Here is a 20,285-nt window from a genome sequence, read left to right on the forward strand (position 1 = left end):
AGGATGCAGTCCCGACAGGGAAGACGTTACAGCGTTATGTGCTCAGCGGATTGCCGATATGCCCCTCCGCCTGCCGTCCGGCACCCACTCGGCACATAATCGCATCCAGCGCATTAGAGGGCTTCTTCGGAAGATTGAAGATAGAGTTCTTCCACGGCTGCGACTGGGCCGGGGTCACGATCGAGGAGTTCATGGACATGCTCGACGCCTACCTCAGATGGCATAGGGATGTCAGGACAAAGGGCGATCTGGATTACAGGAGCCCCATGCAGTACCGCAGGGACTTGGGCCTGCTGGCAGCGTAGGATGGATTCGGTCCAGGATCACCACCGCAGTCCCGTTCGGACAAGGCAAACGCTCATGTAATGTCTCGCTTGCTGCGCTTCAGCTGCGACTCTCTTTGGAGGCTGCGATAGCGTTGACCTACATCTGGGGATGCTTTATTATTTAGCCATTGAGACGCTCACACGTTCGATTCGAGCTGTGGGCAGGAGAGCCGTCAGGTGCCGGAGGCACTTGGCGGTTTCTCTGTATATAGGGAGGTGGTGTAGTATGTCGCGCGAAAATCCCAAGCCTTTCAAGACTATCGACGAGCAGGTCGAAATCTTGCGGTCACGTGGGCTTGGCATCAGCGATCAGAATCGCGCAGCTGCCTTCCTCCTGCGCGAAAACTACTATGCTGTCGTGAATGGCTACAAGGATGCCTTTCTTGACCTTGAAGCCTCCAACCTTGCTGGTGAGGACCGTTATCGTGATGGATCTACCTTCGACGCCTTGAGCCGTGTGTTCATCTTCGACAAGGAGCTGCGCGACGTCACCATGGCAATACTTCTCGAGGCCGAAGCTGCCATGCGCACAGCAACCGTTTACGCCTTCTGCTCGGTACATGGCGGGCCAGATGACTACCTGGATCCTGCATGCTACTGCTCCAAGTCCGATTACAGACCAGAATGGCGGTACACCAAAGGGCTCATTCGACTTCTTTCGACTCTGCAGGGGGTACGTGACAACCGACCTCACAAAGCCTACATTGCCCACTACGATAAAAACTATCACGTCGTTCCTTTGTGGGTGGCTTCTAAGTGTCTCACGTTCGGGATAATGTCGGCTTTCTTCGACTTCCAAGAGCAGTCTGTGAAGACTCGCACCTGCGTGGCGCTGGCACGTGCCCTGGGACGTCCGGTGGTCAAGCAGCGGGCACTCGAATATGCCTACCACACCCTACCTGAGTTCAGAAACGTCTGTGCTCACGGGGAGAGGTTGTATTGTGCCCGAGCTGGTAAGAACATCGATAAGGGCTTTGGAGAACTGCTGCGCGCTATGAGTACCGTGGTTCCTGCCGAGCGCCTTTCATCTTATGCTTGTGAGGTGCTGGCGCTTCTGCGTGAAGTGGGTGCAGCTGATGCCGGCCTCGAAGAATCGCTTCTGCGAGGCATGCGCCTGACCGAGCATGATTTTGAGACAATGATTCTTTAAATCAGCGTGAAGAAAACTTGATTTATCAAGGAAGCGAAACCGATGGTATCCAGACCCGCTCAGTGCTCTTCCGGCGGATGAGTGGCGCATATGGATATGGGGATGTTTCGTGTAGCATCTGCTGAGGGGAAGGGAGGAGACAACCCCTCGGGTGAGCTATCCGGCTATGCGCAGGAGCGAACACGCGAACAGGAGTTGAGCTGGAAGCTGGACGCGCTTGCGGCGATTGGGATAGCAGACAAGAGTATCCTCCAACGTGCTAGCGGCATACCGAAGCTATTTATCAGAGCAGTTAGATGCTCCGTGCAGAGTCATCTAAGACCGCCTGGTGCTTAACAATGGCAATGCACCTCCATAGACTGTGACCTCAAACATTTCGGCTGCAACGTATTGCCACTTGGGGCAGCTCATAGGCTTGCCCCCAATTGTTGCAGGAGAAGATGCTGCATCCTAATGACAGCGGACTTGATTGAAGAGGATGATTGGCCAGGCAGGGCCTGCATATGCCCACCGTTCTCAGACAGCTTCAAGCCAGCTTGTCAGATCATCTGCCCAGGCCTTGTCATGCGTCTCCAATGCATTGGCGAGCTGCATTGTTTGCTGCCGTATGGCCTCCGATATCTTCTGGGGAAGGGCGGGATGCTTTTTCAGGATCTCCTCCGGCATGGCAATCTCTTCTAGAGAGAGCCAACACGATATAGAAGAGCTGCGCGAGATCGAGCATGCTGTGGCTAAATGCATTGAGGAGAATGGAAAGGCAGATGACGGCCCAGAGCGCGATGCACACGAGCCTGGCTATCCGCATCTTGCGAATAGAGAAGCTGCCGATCTTCGTAAGCATCCCTCGGAATTCTTCGTAGCTGAACTCGACCTTGTATTCGATATCCATGGCGCTCCTGCATTTTGAGGATGGGTCCATGTTCAGCTTATGGGGACCAGGTCAGCGCAGCGTACGGTAAGAGCAGACTCCTGCTTTGGATGATGCTCCTGCAATCAGCGCTCTCTGCAGTCCCGCTGCTCCTTCTTGGCAAGCATGATTTCGAGGATCTCACGGTCGACATCTTTCATGCCGTTGTGGGCGATGCGGGCCATGTTCTCGATGCTCTGCTCTGGTGTGATGTCGCATATGCCATCGCTTGCACGAAGTGCCGAGCCTGCGCATGCCATCTTCGCAGATAGATAGGCCGCATTCGTTGCCATTGCCAGTTTCATTGCGCAGCCGCATTTTCCGCCGTCGCAGATCATGCCGGCGATGGTGCCCGTCATGTTGCGGATGGCAAAGCCCATCTCATCGGTACTGCCGCCCCAGAGCTTCACGAGCGCAGCGGAAGCTGCAGTGGAGGCAGCGGCTGCACAGGTGCAGACAGCCGAAAGCTTGCCTATTCTCGCATTGATATAGCTGTTGAGCAGATGTCCGAAGGCAAGGGAGCGTGCCAGGCTGGTGCGGTCGGATCCTGCATGCTCTGCGGCAATGGTGAGCGGAAGCGTGAGGGCAAGGCCCTTGCTGCCGGCACCGGCACTGCTCGAGACCGTGCAGGGTGCGCCATCGAGCCTCGACTCGATGGCAGAGCCGACGGCACGCATCATCTCGTCTGCCTCTCCGACAAATGTGGTCTTGGAGAGGGCGGAGGCGATGCCGACAGGGCTTGGATGCTCCTCGGCGTAGGCGGCCACTTGACTGTTGATTTCTGCAGCATCGACGAGCCAGTCGATGTCTGCCGGGTCCATGCGGTCTGCGAGCCCGCTTATCTCGGCTATGGTCATGTCTTCAAGCGAAGCTGTGAGGTTTGGCTTTTCGCTCTTCGCTTCTGCATCCTTCTCGAAGCAGGTCTTCCCGTCGCGTGTGACCTCGACGATATTCGTGTGTGCTCCTTCGATCAGGGCTTCTGCTGTCTCTTCGCCGGATGCTATCGTGCAGCGAGCATAGATGCTGCTCTTATCTGTGTCGACCTTTACTTCTACCTTGCCTGATTCCACGAGCGCATGGGCTGCCTTCACGATTTCGGACGTGATGCCAGAGAAGATCTGAAGGCCATGCTCGGTTGTGCCGATGAGGGCGCCCAGGGCTGCGGCATAGGGCATGCCGACAGCATCGAAGCCAGGAATCGCGACAGACATGCCGTTCTTGTAGAGGCCGGGGTTGACGGTGAGGGAGATATGTTCTGGCGCGCCTTCGAGCGTGGCTGCTGCCGCTGCAGCAGCAAGTGCGGCACAGGCAGGCTCGGTGCAGCCAAGAGAAGGGGCGACCGTCTCGTGCAGGAATGAGAGAGCCTCATCTGTGTCCATCATGAGCAGATTCTTCCTCTCTGTGGCTGGCCTGCCAGTCTCTGCTGTCTCGTGGTTTCAGGCTCCATCATTCTACCGAGTCTCTTTTTCCATTTCCGCACAGAGCTTCCAGGCATGGCTGCCGTGAACATGTGATGTGCGGCCTGTGAGGTCGCAATTCTTGCATGACAGGGATGATGTTTTGGGGTATCACACAAGCCAATGAAGAGGTGCCTTATGGCACGCAGGCAGAGGAGAGTTCCATGGCAGATACCATCATCGATTTTGCGGATGCAAAGATCCGCGCCCATGACCATATCGTCCGCGGCACGGCAGCAGACGGGCAGCTCCGTGCCTTCGCTATCACCGGACGCGAGACCGTGCAGGCAGCAAGCGACCATCACCATACGAGCAACGTCGTGACGGCAGCGCTCGGACGCCTCATGATGGCAGCACAGATGATCGGCGCAATGTCGAAGGTGGACGACGAGCTCGTGACGCTGAGCGTGCGCGGCGATGGCCCGGTCGGCGGCCTTACGGTCACCGCGAACAACAGGGGGCAGGTCAAGGGATTCGCGAACCATCCGAATGTCTGGCTCCCGCTGAGGGAAGACGGCCATCTCGATGTCGGACGTTCGCTTGCGCCCGGCACGCTTTCCGTCGTGCATGACATACCGGGGATGGACCCCTACTCGAGCACAGTCGGCCTCGTGACGGGGGAGATCGGAGACGATCTCACATACTACTTCGCCGTGAGCGAACAGATTCCCACCACGCTCGGCGTCGGTGTCCTTGTGGATACGGACTTCTCCGTGCGCCAGGCGGGCGGCTTCCTTATCCAGGCAATGCCGGGCTGCTACGACTATGTGCTTGAGGACCTCGAGAGCAATATGCGTGGCGTGAAGTCGGTCACGGACATGCTCGAGAGCGGCATGAGCCCCACTGACATGCTTGACCATCTGCTGCGTGGCATGGACTTCCAGGAGCTTTCTGTCATGCCTGCCGAGTTCCACTGCGGCTGCGACCGCTCGAGCGCAGCCCGGTGCGTGATGGCTTTGGGGGAGCATGAGATGCGTGACATGATTGCGAAGGGCGAGCCTGCCGATGTCCACTGCCACTTCTGCGGCGCGAACTACATCTTCGCTCCTGAAGAGCTCGAAGAGATGCTCGGATAGAGCTGCCTGCCTTAGATAGAACAGATGCGACCCGGCGAAGTGCTCTCTTGCGAAACGCTAAGCTGTATTTCGTCGGGCGCTGGACCGCGGAGCGCTCTGTCATGCTTCTATAGCATGCGCCGGCGACGTTTATGCAAAGTTTCTCAGGTGATTGAAGTTGATACAGAGCGGATTGATGCGTGCTGCGACATCATGCAGCCTGCCATCCGCAGTGAACAATACAGTATCGCTATCTATGAGCGAGAGTAGCGAGCAGTCCGCAATCCCGAGCCAAAGATATTCATCTCGATCTGCAATGGTCCTGCTTGGAACATATTCTTCGATGCTCACTTCAGGACTTGCCTGGAGAAACAATCTGAGCCATGTCTTCTCGGCTTTATCGCCTTTGTCAGGCATAAGATCGGAACATTCGGTGACCACATTCGGCGTCACGACCATCTGGCTGAACCGTGCAATAACCGAATGCACTATATCGATGTCTTCCGGCATGTAGGCACGTACCCTGCGCTTTCTGCCAAGCGCATTGCGATCGATTGTGCCGTAGGCAAGCAGCACAAGCATATTCGCATCGAGCACGACTCTTCTTGGTCTATTTATCACCATATGAAACGACTTTTCCGGATACGTCGTCGATGCAAACTGTCTTGAACGTGCGGTTGTCTCGGGGAGGCTGCAGGGCTGCGGAAAGGCCTGCCAGAGGAGAAGCGCTTGCCTGGTCCCACTTGCGAGCAAATCCAACAGTGATATCCCAGAGCTTGTGCTCGTCGTCGTAGCGGGTGCCTTCGATAGCAAACCGAATGTCCCGGAGAACCTTGTCCTGGTCTGTTTCTCCCTGTTCGTCTGCTGCCATGCCTTCCAAATTGGCTACATAGGCGGCAGCGATCTTGACGGCTTCTTTCACGTCCATGCTGTCTTCCCTCCTTGCTGGCGAATGAAGCGAGTTGTTTTGAATTATAAGATGCCGGACCGACAGGATTGAAGGGCTGCGTGCCTGTCCTAGGTTTCTGGTTTTAGGAGCATGTACCGTACCGTGCGACTTGATCGCGAAGGCCGGGTCTGCCGATGTCCACTGCCACTTCTGCGGCGCAAACTATGTCTTCGCACCTGAAGAGCTCGAAGAGATGCTTGGATAGATCTGCTGCACCCAGAAAAGCCGAGTGCCGCCCTGCAGTCCGCGGATCGGCACTCTTTCATTGCATGGAAACGATTGTCTCTACAGCTTGTGGTGCAGCTTCAGCTCCTCGATGAGCATCTTGTCGCGCCATTCTGCCAGGGTCTCAGGGGTGTTGCCGACCTCTGCAGGACGATGTGCCAGCTCCTCGTCGACACCCTTCTGCGCGATGTCTGCCCACTCGGCAGGGAACTCCTTCCAGTCTGCCATGTCCTGGAGCCAGAGCGTCGTCGAGTCATGCAGGTGGTTCATGAGGCCAGAGACGCCGCCTGCTCCTCCTCCGAGCTCGAAGACTAGCGACGGTCCCATGATGCCCCAACGGATGCCTGGGCCGAATGTGACGGCCTTGTCTGCATCCTCGACGGTGCAGACACCGGACATGACAAGGTTCGCGACCTCGCGGTAGAGGGCCATCTGGAGACGGTTGCAGATGAAGCCGAGCGCTTCCTTCTTGAGCACGACGGGCTCCATGCCGAGCTTCTGGTAGAAGGCCTTGGCGCATTCTACGGTCTCTTCCGTTGTCTTCTCACCGCGGGTGATCTCGACGAGCGGGATGAGATGGGGCGGATTGTAGGGGTGTCCGCCGCAGAAGCGCTCGGGGTGCTTTGCATTCTTGGCAATCTCTGTCACAAGCAGGCCTGAGGTGGAGCTTGCGATGATGGCATCAGGGGCAGCCGCGGCCTCGATCTCGTCCACGATCTGCCACTTGACGTCGTAGTGCTCAGCCGAGCTCTCCTGGATGAACTGGGCCTCCTTCACGGCTTCTGCGATGGATGTCGTGTAGTGGATGCGCCCCGCAACCTCCTTTGCCTCATCCTCGGTGTAGACGCCGTTCTTCACGAGCGAGGAGAGGCTCTCCTCGACGCGGCCCTTCGCACGGGCACTCGACTCTTCGGCCCTGTTCTGCGCCCAGACCTCGAGCCCTCCCATTGCGAACTTGAGCGCATAGCTGTAGCCGATGACGCCTGCACAGACCGATGCGGCACATTTGATGTCTTCTGCCTTCATGAAGCCCCTTTCTTCTGCCGTTTGCTGCTGCCTGAAGTATAGGTCCGGGCCAGTCAGCAGAAGCAGGGATTGCTGTATGGCTTCAGGAGCGGAAAGATTCGGGAATGCGCGGCAGTGCGGCAAAGCATGCAACAGGCGGCATCTCTGCTTTCGGCCTAGAATCAGCTCAGAGACAGGAGGCTCCGAGATGAAGACTGGCACAAGGAACGCAGGATGGACGATTTCGAGGAGAGGCTTTGTCGAGGCTTCAGGCCTCTTGGCAGGCACGGCCCTCATCTCTGCCTGCTCAGCCTCGGGTGGTACATCTTCCGATTCCGGAGTCTCAGTCGAGGAAGATGCAGCAGCGGATGCAGGCGTGGGCACAGAGAGCGGCGATGATTCTGCTTTCGATGCGCATGGCTTTGCCGAGCGCAGCATCGAAGATGCCGGTCTGATGACGAAGGCGGTGCATGCCGATATCCAGCCGGTGCCGGAGAGCTATTTCGAGGACTGCGACCATCCAGGAACCATCGAGGCCTTCGAGTATGAGACTCAGACCTACGGGGATGACGGGGCGGGGGATGGCAAGACGTTCACGAAGACCTGCAATGTCTATCTGCCCTATGGCTACAGTGCAAGCGGCAATAAGCCCTTCGATATCCTCTATCTCCAGCATGGAGCAGGCGGGGATGAGAGCTCGTGGCTTGGCGAGCCCCATACGTCTGGTTCGGATGCAAAGAGGATCCTGGACCATCTGATGGCAGACGGGCTCGTGCGGCCGACCATCGTCGTGACGCCTTCCATCCCTGAGGGGAATGACCATTGGGCATCAGAGTTCACGTCCTACATCTATGAGCTTGGCCGAGATCTCATGCCGGCAGTCGAGACGCACTACCGCACGTTTGCCGCAACGGCAGACGATGCAGGCTTTGCGGCATCGCGCGAGCGCCGCTACTTCGGCGGCTTCTCCATGGGAGCCTACGAGACGTGGTATGTGCTCATCCACTACCTGCCCTGGTTCAAGTACTACCTGCCGCTCTGCGGCAACATGAGGTACGAATCGGCCGACGATGAGTGCATCGCGCAGGCAGACTCCGTGGCTGATGCTGCTGTGGCATCGGGGATGCCGAAGGAGGACTATCTCGTCTTTGCAGCAGATGGCACAGCCGATATCACGTACGAGAACATGAGCGTGATGGTCGACCGCCTGAAGGAGCGCACCGATGCCTTCAGCACGAGCGATGATGGCTTTGCGGATGCAGATGGCACGCTTGCCGCGAACCTCGTCTATCTCGTGGTGGATGGCTACGAGCATTCGCAGACGAGCGCCCAGGAATACCTCTATGACGGGATGAGGCAGCTCGATGCGCCGCAGGATAGCCTGTTTCCTGCCTTTTAGGCCTTTGCTGGCTTCGGCTCTTCTGCAGGACGATTCACGATGATGATGCCGGCACTCACGAGGACAAGCGAGATGATGGCTGTCGCAGGGTCGAGTACGCTGCCTTCGTTCAGCAGGAGCGCCGAGAGGATGACGCCGAAGACCGGGTTCATGAAGCCGAAGACGGCGACACGCGAGAGCGGGTTGCAGGCAAGGGCGACAGACCAGAGCGAGTAGGCGGCAGCAGAGATGAAGGCCAGATAGAGGAGCAGAAGGTTCGAGGCGACAGGATCCGATGCAGGGGCAGGTGCGACGTGTCCGCCTGCCGCCGCGCCGACAATGAGCATCACGAGGCCGCCGAAGACGAACTGCCAGGCACTCAGGAGCACTGGATCGTGCTCCTCAGAGAAGCGCTTTGCAAGGTTGCTCGAGGTGGCGGCAGCGATCGTCGAGGCAAGGACGAGGCCTTCGCCTGCGAGCGTGAATGTGAAGCCGGCACCGGTCTGTCCGGCGAGGTCGACCAGGGCGACGCCGGCAAAGCCGACGATGCAGCCCAGAACCTTTCTCGTCGTGAGGCGCTCGTTTCTGAAGACAAGCGCTGCCAGAAGGACAGAGAAGAATGTGTTTGTGGCCTCGATGATGGAGCTCGTGACGCCTGTTGCATGCGCAAGGCCCACATAGAAGAAGAGGTACTGGAGGATCGTCTGGAAGAGCGACAGGATGCCAATGACCTTGAGGTCGCGCTTCTCGGGCAGGAACAGCTTGCGTCTTGCAATCGAGAGGGCGGCCACAACGAGGAGCCCTGCGAGCGTGAAGCGCACGCCTGCAAACATGATGATCGAGGCGGTATCGGAGGCGGCGATGCCGAAGAGGGCATAGCCTATCTTCACGCAGGGAAAGGCCGATCCCCAGAGGAAGCAGGCAATGAGGCAGGCTGCAAGCATGCCTGCCCAGGAACCGAATATCTTCTGCGTCTTGGGGCTCACGGCCGCCTTCTGGGATGTCTCTGCCATCGTGTATCTGCTGCTTTCTGGAAAATCGTGCCATCTGCCGAATGGAAAGTGTAGCTGATGGGTGGCAGATATCGGGGCTTGCCTGGCAAGACCCAGAGAGTGCGCAGATAGCAGGTGATGGCTGGCTCCTGTCTTCTGCGGGATGCCTTCCGGCATGCAGGAACCGCTTGTTGCAGGCTTTTCCCGGCGGGATTTCCTGCTTGTTTCCGAAGATTGCGCGCTCGCAAAACCACTGTTTCAAGATGCTGAGAGGTCCCTTTTTTACAATACCCGCCTTCTGACCTGCCGTATTACAGTCTCAAGCCTTGAGGAGGCCTCCAGGGAGGGCCTCAGAGAGGCGAAAAGAGCAAGTGCAATGCAGAAGGCAGGAAGCCTTCTGCATACAAGATCAGGGAGGGGACCATGGGAACGCGCATTGCTGAACATCCGATACTCGGCGTGCCCGAGAAGGGAAAGCTCGTGAGCTTCACCTATGACGGGAAGACGCTCCAGGGCTATGAAGGGGAGCCGGTTGCTATGGCTCTCAAGGCAGCGGGCGTGATGGTGCACCGCTATACGGCCAAGAAGCACCAGCCCCGCGGCATCTTCTGCGCTATCGGCCGCTGCACGGACTGCGTGATGGTCGTCGATGGCGTTCCCAACGTGAGGACCTGCATGACGCCTCTGGTGGAAGGCATGAAGGTCGAGACCCAGTACGGTGTCACGGATGTCCCCTTCGATGAGACAGACGGAAAGGAAGGCGGTGCGGCATGAAGCGCTACGATCTGATCGTTGTCGGTGCCGGCCCCGCCGGCATGTCCGCTGCCATCGAGGCGGCAAAGCACGGCGTCTCCGTCGTCGTCTTCGACGAGAATGCTCGTCCGGGCGGCCAGCTCTTCAAGCAGATCCACAAGTTCTTCGGCTCGAAGGAGCACCGCGCCAAGGTCCGTGGCTTCGTGATCGGCCAGGAGCTCCTCGATGAGGCGGCAAAGCTTGGCGTCGAAGTCGAGCTTGACTCTACCGTTATCGGCCTCTACCAGGACAAGGAGATCGTCGTCCGCCAGGGCTCCGAAGTGAACCACTACAAGGGCGATGCAATCGTCGTCGCCACGGGCGCAGCCGAGAACATGGTCACGTTCGAGGGCTGGACGCTTCCTGGTGTCATCGGCGCCGGCGCTGCCCAGACGATGATGAACCTGCACGGCGTGAAGCCAGGCGAGCGTGTTCTCATGCTTGGCACCGGCAATGTTGGCCTCGTCGTCAGCTACCAGCTCAAGCAGGCAGGCTGCGACGTCGTGGCGCTCGTCGATGCAGCTCCCCATGTCGGCGGCTATGGCGTGCATGCCGCAAAGGTCGCCCGCACGGGCGTCCCGTTCTATCTCTCCCACACGATCAAGCGTGCCGAGGGCACGGACCACGTGACCGGCGTCACGATTGCCGAGGTCGACTCGCACTTCCAGTTCATCCCTGGCACCGAGAAGCATTTCGACGTCGATACGATCTGCGTCGCTGTCGGCCTCTCCCCGATGTCGCAGCTCTTCAAGATGGATGGCTGCAATGTCGTGGATGACAGGAAGCGCGGCGGCCAGGTTCCGGTCGTGGACGACCTCGGCGAGACGTCCATCCCCGGCATCTTCGCCGCAGGCGATGTCTCGGGCATCGAGGAAGCATCCTCTGCCATGATCGAAGGCAGAATCGCTGGACTTGCTGCCGCCTCCTACCTTGGCTACATCTCCGAGGACGAGATGAAGGAGGGCGTCGGTGCAAACGAGAAGGCGCTCGATGGTCTCCGTCAGGGCATGTTCGCCCCGAAGAACCGCGGCAAGAAGATTGAGCAGACCGAAGAGGGCATCCCGGTCTCCCAGAACCTCCTGCTCCACGGCTATGTGGAAGACGACGAGATCGAGCGCTTCCCGGGCGTCACGCACCGTGTCGGCATCCATCCTGTCATCGAGTGCACGCAGAACATCCCGTGCAACCCCTGCCAGGACGTCTGCCCGAAGCACTGCATCAAGGTCGGCGATCACATCACGGCGCTTCCCCAGCTTGAGCCGGATGCTACCTGCATCGGATGCGGACTCTGCGTCGCTTCCTGCCCGGGCCAGGCCATCTTCCTCGTGAACGAGAAGACGGAGCCGGGATATGCCGAGGTCACGTTCCCCTACGAGTTCCTGCCGCTGCCCGAGAAGGGGCAGAAGGGCACGGCACTCGGCCGTTCCGGCGAGCCGGTCTGCGAAGCGGAGGTTGTCGGCGTCAAGCGCACGAAGGCCTTCGACCATACCGCGATCGTCACGATCAAGGTGCCTCGTGACATGGCAATGAAGGCACGGTTCTTCAAGGCAGCAGACGCTGTTGCAGAAGCCTAGAGGGGGAGTGTTCCAGATGAAGGATATCAACGACCGCACAAGGGACCTCGGCCCCTTCGAGCCGAAGCCAGGAGATGACATGATTGTCTGCCGCTGCGAGGAGGTCACGCAGGGCGAGATCAGGAAGGCCGTGCATGAGGGCCTCTTCACGATCGCAGAGATCAGAAGGTATCTGCGCTGCGGCATGGGCCTCTGCCAGGGACAGACCTGCGCACGTCTCGTGAAGGGCATCGTTGCCCGGGAGCTCGCTGTCTCGCCTGACGAGCTCGAGCCTGCAAGCTCGCGTGCTCCCATGCGTCCGATTGAGATGAGCGTATTCGCGAAGGAAGGTGGAAGGGATGGCGAGTGAGATGGCAAAGGGAACGACGGCCGACATCCCCGAGCGCACGGCTGACGTGATCGTCGTCGGCGCTGGCATCATCGGCTGCGCAACGGCCTACTATCTGGCAAAGAAGGGCACCTCCGTCATCGTGCTCGAGGCGTCTGACATCATCGGCAATGGCGGATCGACGAGGAATGGCGGCGGTGTCCGCCAGTCCGGCCGCGACCCGCGCGAGCTTCCGCTTGCGATGTATGCCGTGAAGCATCTCTGGCCGACCCTTTCCGAGGAGCTCGGTGCCGATGTCGAGTACTGCCAGGGCGGAAACCTCCGTCTCGGCAAGACCGACCGCCACATCAAGATTCTCGAGGGCCTGCGCGACAAGGCCGTGGCCCAGGGCCTCGACATGCGCATGATCTCGGGAGACGAGGTCCGGGCCATCAACCCATACCTCTCCGACGAGGTCATAGGCGCCTCCTGGTGCCCGACGGATGGCCATGCAAACCCCCTGAAGGCCACCTATGCCTACTACATGGCAGCGCGCCGCCTCGGTGTCCGCTTCTATTCCGGCATGCCGGTCACGGAGCTCAGGAAGGTGCACGGCGCTGTCCGCAAGGTCGTCTGCCCCGAAGCCACGTTCGAGGCCGACCGCGTGATCGTCTGCGCAGGCTATGCCTCCCGCAAGATCCTCGGCACCGTCGGCATCGATGTGCCGATGTCGAATGTCCTCATCGAGGCGCTTGTGACCGAGATGGAGCCGAAGATGTTCCCACAGATGCTCGGCACAGCTGACGCCGACTTCTACGGACACCAGACGAAGCACGGCTCGTTCGTCTTCGGTGGCGACTCCGGCTTCGAGGATGTGAACAAGGACAACGGCCACGATGCCACCTCGTCCATCACGGCTCCTGCCATCTGCCGCGGCATCCTGCGCTACATCCCGAAGCTCGCCGATGCAAAGATCGTGCGCACCTGGGGCGGCTACGAGGACGTCTGCATCGACGGCGTGCCCGTGCTCGGTGCCATTGACGAAGTGCCGGGTCTTGTTGTCGGCTGCGCCTTCACAGGACACGGCTTCGGCATCTCCCCGATTGTCGGCACGCTTCTCTCCGAGGTCGCACGCGATGAGAAGACGACGCTCGACATCTCGGCCTTCCGCTACGACCGCTTCCATGCCCGTGCCTAGACGGCAGGTATTTCCAGCTTTCACGTGCGGTGCTGCCGCCTGACAGAAAGGACCATTCCATGGATACCCGCATCGATTTCCTGTACCTCAGCGAGCCTGACATGATCAAGGCGGGCGTGAAGAACATGCCTGCCTGCGTCGACTGCATGGAGGAGCTCCTCGTCACGCTTGCCAAGGGCGACTACGTGATGGGCGGCGAGAACCATAACTCGCACGGCACGATGATCATGTTCCCGGACGACCCGAAGTTCCCGGGCATGCCGAGAAACGGCGAGGATAGAAGGTTCATGGCAATGCCTGCCTACCTCGGCGGCCGCTGGCAGATGGCGGGCATGAAGTGGTACGGCTCCAACATGGAGAACAAGGCCAAGGGCCTGCCGCGCTCCATCCTGATGATGATGCTGAACGACAAGGATACCGGCGCCCCTCTTGCCCTCATGTCCGCAAACCTCCTCTCCGCCTACCGTACGGGCGGCATCCCCGGTGTCGGCGCCCGCTATCTTGCACCGAAGGATGCCAGAATCGCCGCTGTCGTCGGCCCTGGCGTCATGGGCAAGACCTCTGCTGCTGCCTTCGTGGCAGCCTGCCCCACGCTCGACACGATCCGCATCAAGGGCCGCGGCAAGCGCTCGCTTGACTCCTTCGTCTCCTTCGTGAAGGAAGAGCTTCCGAGCATCAAGACGATCGAGGTCGCCGATACGATCGAGGAGGCCGTGAAGGACGCCGACATCGTCTCGTTCACGACGACCGTGGCAGACGACATCTCCACCTTCCCGAAGGTCGATGGCTCCTGGATCAAACCGGGCGCGCTCGTGTCCATGCCCTCGGCTGCCCTCTTCGACGAGGAGTTCCTTCTCAAGAGCCGCCTCGTCGTCGACAACATGGGCCTCTACGATGCCTGGGAAGAGGAGTATCCGTATCCCACGTATCCGAAGATGGGCATTATCGGCTGCGCCTTCACCGACCTTGCGCATGAGGGCAAGATCGAGCGCTCCTCGATCGTGAACATTGCCGACGTTATCACTGGCAAGGTGCCGGGCCGTGTGAGCGAGGACCAGACGATTGTCTACTCTGTCGGCGGCATGCCGGTCGAGGACATCGCCTGGGGCGGCGATGTCTACCGCAAGGCCAAGGAGCTCGGCATCGGCGTCAAGCTCAATCTCTGGGACAAGCCGGAGATGTTCTGATGGTTTGCGGGGGCGGCAATCGAAACGGTCGGGCAACAGGCCTGTAACCGCCCCCGCAAATCCCTGCAAAGCGCGGCTTGTACCTTTGAGGCAATGGGAAAGCCGCGCCAACAGGGAGACGCTGCTTTCCGACACGTTGTGGGAGGCAGCAATGGCCGGAAGTGCAAGGCGTGTATGCGGCGTGTCCAGTGGGACCGGTGCCGCAAAGCAGGAGACCGAAGGCACGCAGGAAGATGGTCCAGCACTCGAGAGGACGCATCAGCCCTATCTTCCGCTCGGTGTTCTCGACTACCACGAACAGAAGCTTGCCGGCAGCAGCGCCTCGCTCGTCTATGCCTTCTCTACCGGATCTGAGGCGGCGCATTCGTGGGCCGTTCCGGATGGCTGCGTCGACCTTTCCTTCGGCATCGGTTCTTCCGATATCGTTGCTGTGATTGGCGGCACGGTCTCTTCTGCCCGTACCTGGGCCTTCGCGGAAGGGCGTTCCTGGGTGGGCTGCCGCTTCCGTTCAGGTGAGGCACCGCTTCCGAAGGGGCTCTCTCCTGAAGACCTCGTCGACGCCGATATCGTGCTCGACAAGGATGCTTCGGAGGGCAGGCTCGCAGACCTTCTCTTCGAGGCCCCGGACCAGAAGGCGCGCATGCAGGTGCTTGCCTCTGCCATCGTGACCTGGGAACAGGACGAAAGCATTCCTGCAGCAAAGCCTGGCACCTCCAAGGTGCGCGAGCTCGAGCGCTTCGCCCGCCACGAGATCCTGCGCACGAGCGGATCTGCTCCGATCTCCTCTGTTGCAGCAGCTGCAGGCGTCTCTCCGCACTATCTCAGGAAGGCGTTCGCCGAGGTGCACGGCTTCTCTCCGAAGCTCTATGCGCGCTTCGTGCGCTTCCAGCGTGCAATGGAGCTCATCTCCGGCGAGAAGGATATCCAGAACGCTCCCGAGATCGCCCTTGCCTGCGGCTATGCGGACCAGTCGCATCTCGTGCATGAGTTCAACGAGTTCGCCGGCATGACGCCAGGGCAGTTCCGCCTGACCGTCTCTCCGGCAGCCTAGACTCTTCCAGCCTGGCAACCCCAGGAAATCCAATCAACCAACCTAAAAGCAGGGCACGGCGTGTCCCAGACGAGGGCGCTTCTGCGCCTGAAGGAGGCTTCAATGTCTGACGTATCGAAGATCGACATCATCACCGGCATGGAGAAGTTCGACGGGCTGCGCCGCACGCTCAGCAAGGCCCATGTGCGCGGCATGACCGTGATGCAGGTACTTGGCTGCGGCGTCGAGAAGGGCACGAAGGAATACGAGGTCGACGAGAACTACGAGATGGAGCTTCTGCCGAAGACCATGATCTCTGTCGTCGTCGAGACGAAGCGCGTGCCCGAGCTTGTCGACCTGATCGAGAAGGAGCTCTATACGGGCCACATCGGCGACGGCAAGATCTTCGTGAGCGACCTTGCACAGGTCGTGCGCGTCCGTACCGGCGATGAGGGTATTGACGCTATCTAGGAGGGAACATGGCTAACGACACGGACAAGCCGCTCGGGCTCAGGAATGTCGTCTCTGTCTCGATGGGCCTCATCGTCTCGATGAGCTGCCTCGTATCGCTTGGACAGGGCGCCGGTGAGGCGGGCCTCATGTTCATCCCCGCAATGGCAATCGCGCTCGTCCTGAACCTGTGCTCGGCTGCCTGCATGGCAGAGCTCAACAGCCTCATGCCGAATGCGACAGGAGGCCTCGTCCAGTACACGCTGGCAGGCCTGGGGCCGCTTCCGACGCTCGTCACGATGGTCGGCGGCTATCTTGTCTGCAACATCCTCTGTGGCGGCGTCGAGGCTGCCATCTTCGGTTCCGTCATGGCAGCGACCCTGCCGATTCCGATTCCGGCTGCGCTCTGGCCGACGCTCGTCTCTGCTGTCATCGCGATCTGTGCCCTCATGGGTGTCGATGTCTTCGCAAAGCTCCAGGACTTTGTGTCCTACCTGCTTCTGATCTCGATGATCGTGATCGGCCTCATCGGCGCCTTCAGGCTCGGCACAGGCCAGGTCGTCCAGCAGGAGGCTGCTGTCGCAACCGACCCCGCTTCGGTCATCGCTGCTGTCGGCACGGCATCCTGGCTCTTCGTCGGCGCCGAGTATGCAATTCCCATCTCGAAGGACGTGCGCAATGCAAAGCGCAACATCCCGCTTGGCATGGCGCTTTCGCTCTGCCTCATCTTCGTTATGGATTCCATCGTCGTTGTCGGCTTTTCGAACTACGTGCCCTGGGCAGGCCTTTCCGAGTCTGCCACGCCGCATCTGCTCTACGGCGAGGACCTTCTGGGCAGCTTCGGGAAGATCTGGATGTGCGTCGTCTCGGCGCTTGCCTTCACAGGGTCGCAGAACTCGACCGTGAACGGGCTTTCCCAGATCACGGACGGAATGACAAAGGTGAACATGATGCCGCACTTCTTCGCAAAGAAGAACAAGCATGGGGCACCGGCTGTGGCCATTCTCTTCGTCACGATTTCCATCTGCGTCATTGCCTTCTTCTCGGGCGACTCGTCCGATGCGATCTCGTTTTTGATTCTCGTCGTGACGGTGCTCTGGCTCGTGTCCTACATCTTTGCGGATATCGACGTGCTGGTCCTGAGAAAGCGCTTCCCGAAGGCGCCGCGTGCCTTCAAGGTCCCGGGCGGCCCTCTCATCCCCATCATTGGCATCCTGGGCACGATATTCATGATCGCAAACATCTCGTCCGACCCGGACGAGGCCCTTGCGATCTGGCTGCTCTCGGCTGCCTGCTTCCTTGTGCTCGGCATCTACTCCTGGATCTGGATCAAGAAGAAGATGCATATGGCACCATGCAGGCCTGTCCCCATCCCCGAGGTCCTTGCGATGGAAAACGACCTCTACTACACGATCCGCCACAGGCGCGGCATCTGGAGATAGGGGAAGAACCAAGAAAGTTTGAAGCCCCTTTCCGGTCATTGCCGGGGAGGGGCTTCGTTCATGGGGGATGCCTCGATCTTGCTTGCAAGGCCTGAGGCTTCGTTTTGAGATGCCTAGTCAGCCTTGGGGCGGATGATAAGGAGAAGGGCGGAAAGCCCGATCATGATGCCAGGTGTGGCTCCCTGCATGAAATCGCCGAAGGGGCCGCCTGCAAAAAGGCCGATGCAGCCCATGATGCCGCAGGCAACGCCGATGGTGCCGATGACTGCAAGTGCTTTCGAGATGCTCTCCATGGTCATGCCTCCCCGGAATCGCGTTTCCTGGCCAGGATGATGGCCTTGGCAGAGGCAGTGGCAGTAAAAGAGACCACGTCGTAGCCATCCTGCTCGAGATTGTTCGCCCTCTGCTCGATCGCTTCTGCCATCCTGCCAGCATGGGGACTGCAGGGAATGACGAACGTCTTGTGCATAAGCCCCCATCATCTGAGAACTGTCCTGCCTTCAAGATAGCTGACCTGCTTATGCAGGGCATCTGCAGCGCGTAAGGATGCAGTAAGGCAAGGTTGCAGGAGGGGAGAGGCGGGCTGTCAGAGATGGCCTATGCCTCGTTTGCGGGGCGGACAATCTTTTCCAGGATCTCTTTGATGACCCCGTCATCGTTTGTCGATGCAGCCCTATAGTCTGCAACCCTGTCGAGGCCGTCACGTGCATTTGCGACGCAGACGCCTACGCCTGCGGCATCCACCATGCTTGCATCGTTTGCGGCATCGCCCACGGCTATCGTCTCGGCAAGATCGATATGGAGGAGATTGGCGAGATTGCGAAGACCCTGGCCCTTGTCGACGCCTTCGGGATTGAACTCGAGATAGCGCCCCGAGCTGAAGGTCGTCGAGGTGCCCTGCTTGAGCTCTACGGGCATCTCGCGCTCGATTCTCTGCAGTTCCTCAGTCCCGTCAGGGATGCAGTAGAGCATCTTTGCAATGGGCACATCCTCGAGGAAGTCGAGCGAGGCGGCATCTGTCGGCTCGATATCCATGTGGCCTGCAAGATAGTCCACTTCCTCAGGCTGGAGATTCCAGCCCCAGACCTTGCCCGATACCTCATAGACGTGCATGCTCACGCAGCCGAGCTTGATGCCGTACACATAGAGCGCTTCTGCCTTCTGATGGGGAAGCGTGTGGTAGGAGAGAGGTTCTGCGTCTCCTATGCGGTTCAGGCATCCGCCGTTGTAGCTGATGAGATAGGAGCCTTCGAGGAGCTCGGGGGGAATCGCATGGAGGGATTCCATGACAGAGCCATAGGCTCTGCCCGATGCCGGGACGAAGAGGCAGCCAAGCTTCCTGAGCTCGCGTATTGCCTCGATATTCGTTTCCGGCACCTCATGGCCGGAATCGAGGAACGTCTCGTCCATATCGCTTGCCACAAGCCTGTACATGCGGGTATCCCTTCTGGCGCATTGCTGTCTTCCGTCCTCTATGCTACGCGGATTGGATGGCAGCAGATGGCAGGCCCGAGCAACTTTTTCTGCTCAATGGCCAAGACGTTGCTAGGGGGTGACGGTTTTCCAGGTCTGGGAGATGCCGGCTCTGCCTGCGCTAATCTGGCACATGTCCTGGCAGGCTCGGCAGGGAGGCTCTTCATGCGTATCAATACCGATCAGCGTGTGGTCATCGCTCTGGGCGGCAATGCCCTCGGAGATACGCCGGAAGAGCAGATGGCGCGCCTGCGCGCCATCACGCCGTCTCTTGTCGAGATGATCTCCCACGGCAACGAGATCATCATCACCCACGGCAATGGTCCCCAGATTGGCATGATCCAGGACACGTTCAGCTATGCCTCCGAGGCGGGCATGGCTCCTGCCATGGGGCTGCCTGAGTGCTGTGCCATGAGCCAGGGATATATCGGCTACCACCTCCAGCAGGCCCTTGGTGTCGCTATGCACAAGGCGTACAAGCGCTGGCATGTCGCGACCGTCGTGACACAGATGGAGGTGGATCCGGACGATCCTGCTTTCGCGCATCCGACCAAGCCGATCGGACCCTTCCTCACGAAGGAGCAGGCAGATGCGCTCAAAGCAAAGCATCCCGACATGTCCTTCATGGAGGACTCCGGGAGAGGCTGGAGAAGGGTCGTCGCCAGCCCCGAGCCGAAGAAGATCGTCGAGGCGCCAAGCATCCTGAACCTCCTCGACAATGAATTCATCCCTATCGCCTGCGGAGGCGGCGGCATCCCCGTCATACGCGACTACTCGGACAAGGGCGCCTACAAGGGCGTTGCTGCGGTGATCGACAAGGATATGGGCGCAGAGCTTCTGGCGGAGGACTGCTACGCCGAGCGGCTCATCCTGCTTACGGCGGTCGAGCATGCCTGCACCGGCTTCGGCACGCCGGAGCAGAAGGAGATAGAGGACATCGCGGCGGATGAGGCAGAGCGCCTCGCCGATGCAGGAGAGTTCGGGAAGGGTTCGATGGAGCCCAAAGTGCGTGCTGCCATCAAGTTCGTGCGGAGCCGCCCGGGCCGTACCTGCGTCATAGGCTCGCTTGCGAAGGCCCCGGATGTGATCGACGGGCTCTCCGGCACGACAGTCCATGCCTGATTGCGCTGCATGAATGCAGACAACAGCTTCTCCATATACCTGTATTTGCTAAATAGAAAGCGCATTTCATGCAGAAAGTAACGTTTTCCCAGTTCATCTGCATACCGATTGCCGACAAAACGATGCGTTCTGCCGAATAGTGTTTCAAGCATATTACGCAGGGCTCAATCTGGCCAAGTTTTCCTCTCCTGACCGTCATAGTCTCACTCAACGCGAGCGCACAGGGCGCACGCACACCCGAAAGGATCTTTCACCATGGCAAGCCT

The 20,285-nt window shown here is 59.5% G+C and carries 22 protein-coding genes; 13 read left to right on the forward strand and 9 right to left on the reverse strand.

The window, feature by feature from the left end; translation table 11 throughout:
• Together VXJ24_RS06000 and VXJ24_RS06005 are read left to right on the forward strand one after the other, a co-directional pair.
• Positions 1-305, forward strand: a 305-nt coding sequence (locus VXJ24_RS06000; RefSeq protein WP_330972015.1) for an IS3 family transposase, incomplete at its 5' end; no start/stop codon positions are given.
• A 247-nt stretch (positions 306-552) separates the two neighbouring features.
• A complete protein-coding gene (locus VXJ24_RS06005; RefSeq protein WP_330972016.1) occupies positions 553-1,476 on the forward strand; it encodes an Abi family protein in 924 nt (307 codons plus the stop codon).
• Between the two features lie 562 nt (positions 1,477-2,038).
• On the opposite strand, the gene VXJ24_RS06010 is transcribed toward VXJ24_RS06005, so the two are convergent.
• Positions 2,039-2,365 (reverse strand): hypothetical protein, encoded by a 327-nt coding sequence (locus tag VXJ24_RS06010; protein ID WP_330972017.1) that lies wholly within the window; start codon positions 2,363-2,365, stop codon positions 2,039-2,041.
• 104 nt (positions 2,366-2,469) lie between these two features.
• On the reverse strand, positions 2,470-3,765 hold the full coding sequence (locus VXJ24_RS06015) for an L-cysteine desulfidase family protein (RefSeq protein WP_330972018.1): 1,296 nt from the start codon (positions 3,763-3,765) through the stop codon (positions 2,470-2,472).
• Positions 3,766-4,004: 239 nt separating this feature from the next.
• On the opposite strand from VXJ24_RS06015, the gene hslO reads away from it, so the two are divergent.
• Positions 4,005-4,916, forward strand: coding sequence for an Hsp33 family molecular chaperone HslO (gene hslO / locus VXJ24_RS06020; protein WP_330972019.1), 912 nt, complete (start codon positions 4,005-4,007; stop codon positions 4,914-4,916).
• Between the two features lie 129 nt (positions 4,917-5,045).
• On the opposite strand, the gene VXJ24_RS06025 is transcribed toward hslO, so the two are convergent.
• The 3 genes from VXJ24_RS06025 to VXJ24_RS06035 form a co-directional block, all read right to left on the reverse strand.
• Positions 5,046-5,492, reverse strand: a complete 447-nt coding sequence (locus VXJ24_RS06025; protein WP_330972020.1) for a PIN domain-containing protein — start codon at positions 5,490-5,492, stop codon at positions 5,046-5,048.
• 13 nt (positions 5,493-5,505) lie between these two features.
• Positions 5,506-5,823, reverse strand: a complete 318-nt coding sequence (locus tag VXJ24_RS06030; protein ID WP_330972021.1) for a hypothetical protein — start codon at positions 5,821-5,823, stop codon at positions 5,506-5,508.
• A 306-nt stretch (positions 5,824-6,129) separates the two neighbouring features.
• Positions 6,130-7,095 (reverse strand): 3-hydroxyacyl-CoA dehydrogenase family protein, encoded by a 966-nt coding sequence (locus VXJ24_RS06035; protein ID WP_330972022.1) that lies wholly within the window; start codon positions 7,093-7,095, stop codon positions 6,130-6,132.
• Between the two features lie 187 nt (positions 7,096-7,282).
• On the opposite strand from VXJ24_RS06035, the gene VXJ24_RS06040 reads away from it, so the two are divergent.
• Positions 7,283-8,473: an alpha/beta hydrolase gene (locus VXJ24_RS06040; protein ID WP_330972023.1), complete on the forward strand. Its 1,191-nt coding sequence runs from the start codon at positions 7,283-7,285 to the stop codon at positions 8,471-8,473.
• Here the strand turns inward: VXJ24_RS06040 and VXJ24_RS06045 are convergent.
• Positions 8,470-9,465: a DMT family transporter gene (locus VXJ24_RS06045; RefSeq protein ID WP_330972024.1), complete on the reverse strand. Its 996-nt coding sequence runs from the start codon at positions 9,463-9,465 to the stop codon at positions 8,470-8,472. The genes VXJ24_RS06040 and VXJ24_RS06045 overlap by 4 nt on opposite strands.
• Positions 9,466-9,867: 402 nt before the next feature.
• Here VXJ24_RS06045 and VXJ24_RS06050 point away from each other — a divergent pair, with 402 nt between their 5' ends.
• The 8 genes from VXJ24_RS06050 (at position 9,868) to VXJ24_RS06085 (ending at position 17,424) form a co-directional block, all read left to right on the forward strand.
• Positions 9,868-10,218 (forward strand): (2Fe-2S)-binding protein, encoded by a 351-nt coding sequence (locus VXJ24_RS06050; protein ID WP_330972025.1) that lies wholly within the window; start codon positions 9,868-9,870, stop codon positions 10,216-10,218.
• Entirely contained in the window at positions 10,215-11,810 is a 1,596-nt protein-coding gene (locus tag VXJ24_RS06055) for an FAD-dependent oxidoreductase (RefSeq protein ID WP_330972026.1), read from the forward strand. Before VXJ24_RS06050 ends, VXJ24_RS06055 begins: the two co-directional genes overlap by 4 nt.
• A gap of 16 nt (positions 11,811-11,826) precedes the next feature.
• Positions 11,827-12,159, forward strand: coding sequence for a (2Fe-2S)-binding protein (locus VXJ24_RS06060; protein ID WP_330972027.1), 333 nt, complete (start codon positions 11,827-11,829; stop codon positions 12,157-12,159).
• Positions 12,149-13,315 (forward strand): NAD(P)/FAD-dependent oxidoreductase, encoded by a 1,167-nt coding sequence (locus VXJ24_RS06065; protein WP_330972028.1) that lies wholly within the window; start codon positions 12,149-12,151, stop codon positions 13,313-13,315. The genes VXJ24_RS06060 and VXJ24_RS06065 overlap by 11 nt, the downstream gene beginning before the upstream one ends.
• A gap of 59 nt (positions 13,316-13,374) precedes the next feature.
• Complete coding sequence (locus VXJ24_RS06070) at positions 13,375-14,502, forward strand: tyramine oxidase subunit B (RefSeq protein WP_330972029.1); 1,128 nt, start codon at positions 13,375-13,377, stop codon at positions 14,500-14,502.
• A gap of 151 nt (positions 14,503-14,653) precedes the next feature.
• Positions 14,654-15,553 (forward strand): helix-turn-helix transcriptional regulator, encoded by a 900-nt coding sequence (locus tag VXJ24_RS06075; protein ID WP_330972030.1) that lies wholly within the window; start codon positions 14,654-14,656, stop codon positions 15,551-15,553.
• A gap of 102 nt (positions 15,554-15,655) precedes the next feature.
• On the forward strand, positions 15,656-16,003 hold the full coding sequence (locus VXJ24_RS06080; protein WP_330972031.1) for a P-II family nitrogen regulator: 348 nt from the start codon (positions 15,656-15,658) through the stop codon (positions 16,001-16,003).
• An 8-nt stretch (positions 16,004-16,011) separates the two neighbouring features.
• Positions 16,012-17,424, forward strand: a complete 1,413-nt coding sequence (locus VXJ24_RS06085; RefSeq protein ID WP_330972032.1) for an APC family permease — start codon at positions 16,012-16,014, stop codon at positions 17,422-17,424.
• 113 nt (positions 17,425-17,537) lie between these two features.
• Here the strand turns inward: VXJ24_RS06085 and VXJ24_RS06090 are convergent, their stop codons facing one another.
• The 3 genes from VXJ24_RS06090 to VXJ24_RS06100 form a co-directional block, all read right to left on the reverse strand.
• Complete coding sequence (locus VXJ24_RS06090) at positions 17,538-17,717, reverse strand: hypothetical protein (RefSeq protein WP_330972033.1); 180 nt, start codon at positions 17,715-17,717, stop codon at positions 17,538-17,540.
• Between the two features lie 2 nt (positions 17,718-17,719).
• Positions 17,720-17,893 (reverse strand): hypothetical protein, encoded by a 174-nt coding sequence (locus VXJ24_RS06095; RefSeq protein WP_330972034.1) that lies wholly within the window; start codon positions 17,891-17,893, stop codon positions 17,720-17,722.
• A gap of 128 nt (positions 17,894-18,021) precedes the next feature.
• The gene (locus VXJ24_RS06100) at positions 18,022-18,858 is read right to left on the reverse strand and encodes an HAD family hydrolase (RefSeq protein WP_330972035.1); all 837 of its coding nucleotides are present in this window, start codon (positions 18,856-18,858) and stop codon (positions 18,022-18,024) included.
• 204 nt (positions 18,859-19,062) lie between these two features.
• Between VXJ24_RS06100 and arcC the strand changes: the two genes are divergently transcribed.
• On the forward strand, positions 19,063-20,019 hold the full coding sequence (gene arcC, locus VXJ24_RS06105; protein ID WP_330972036.1) for a carbamate kinase: 957 nt from the start codon (positions 19,063-19,065) through the stop codon (positions 20,017-20,019).
• Positions 20,020-20,285: the final 266 nt, after the last annotated feature.

The organism is Olsenella kribbiana (assembly GCF_036408795.1).
GTDB classification, from domain to species: domain Bacteria; phylum Actinomycetota; class Coriobacteriia; order Coriobacteriales; family Atopobiaceae; genus Olsenella_L; species Olsenella_L kribbiana.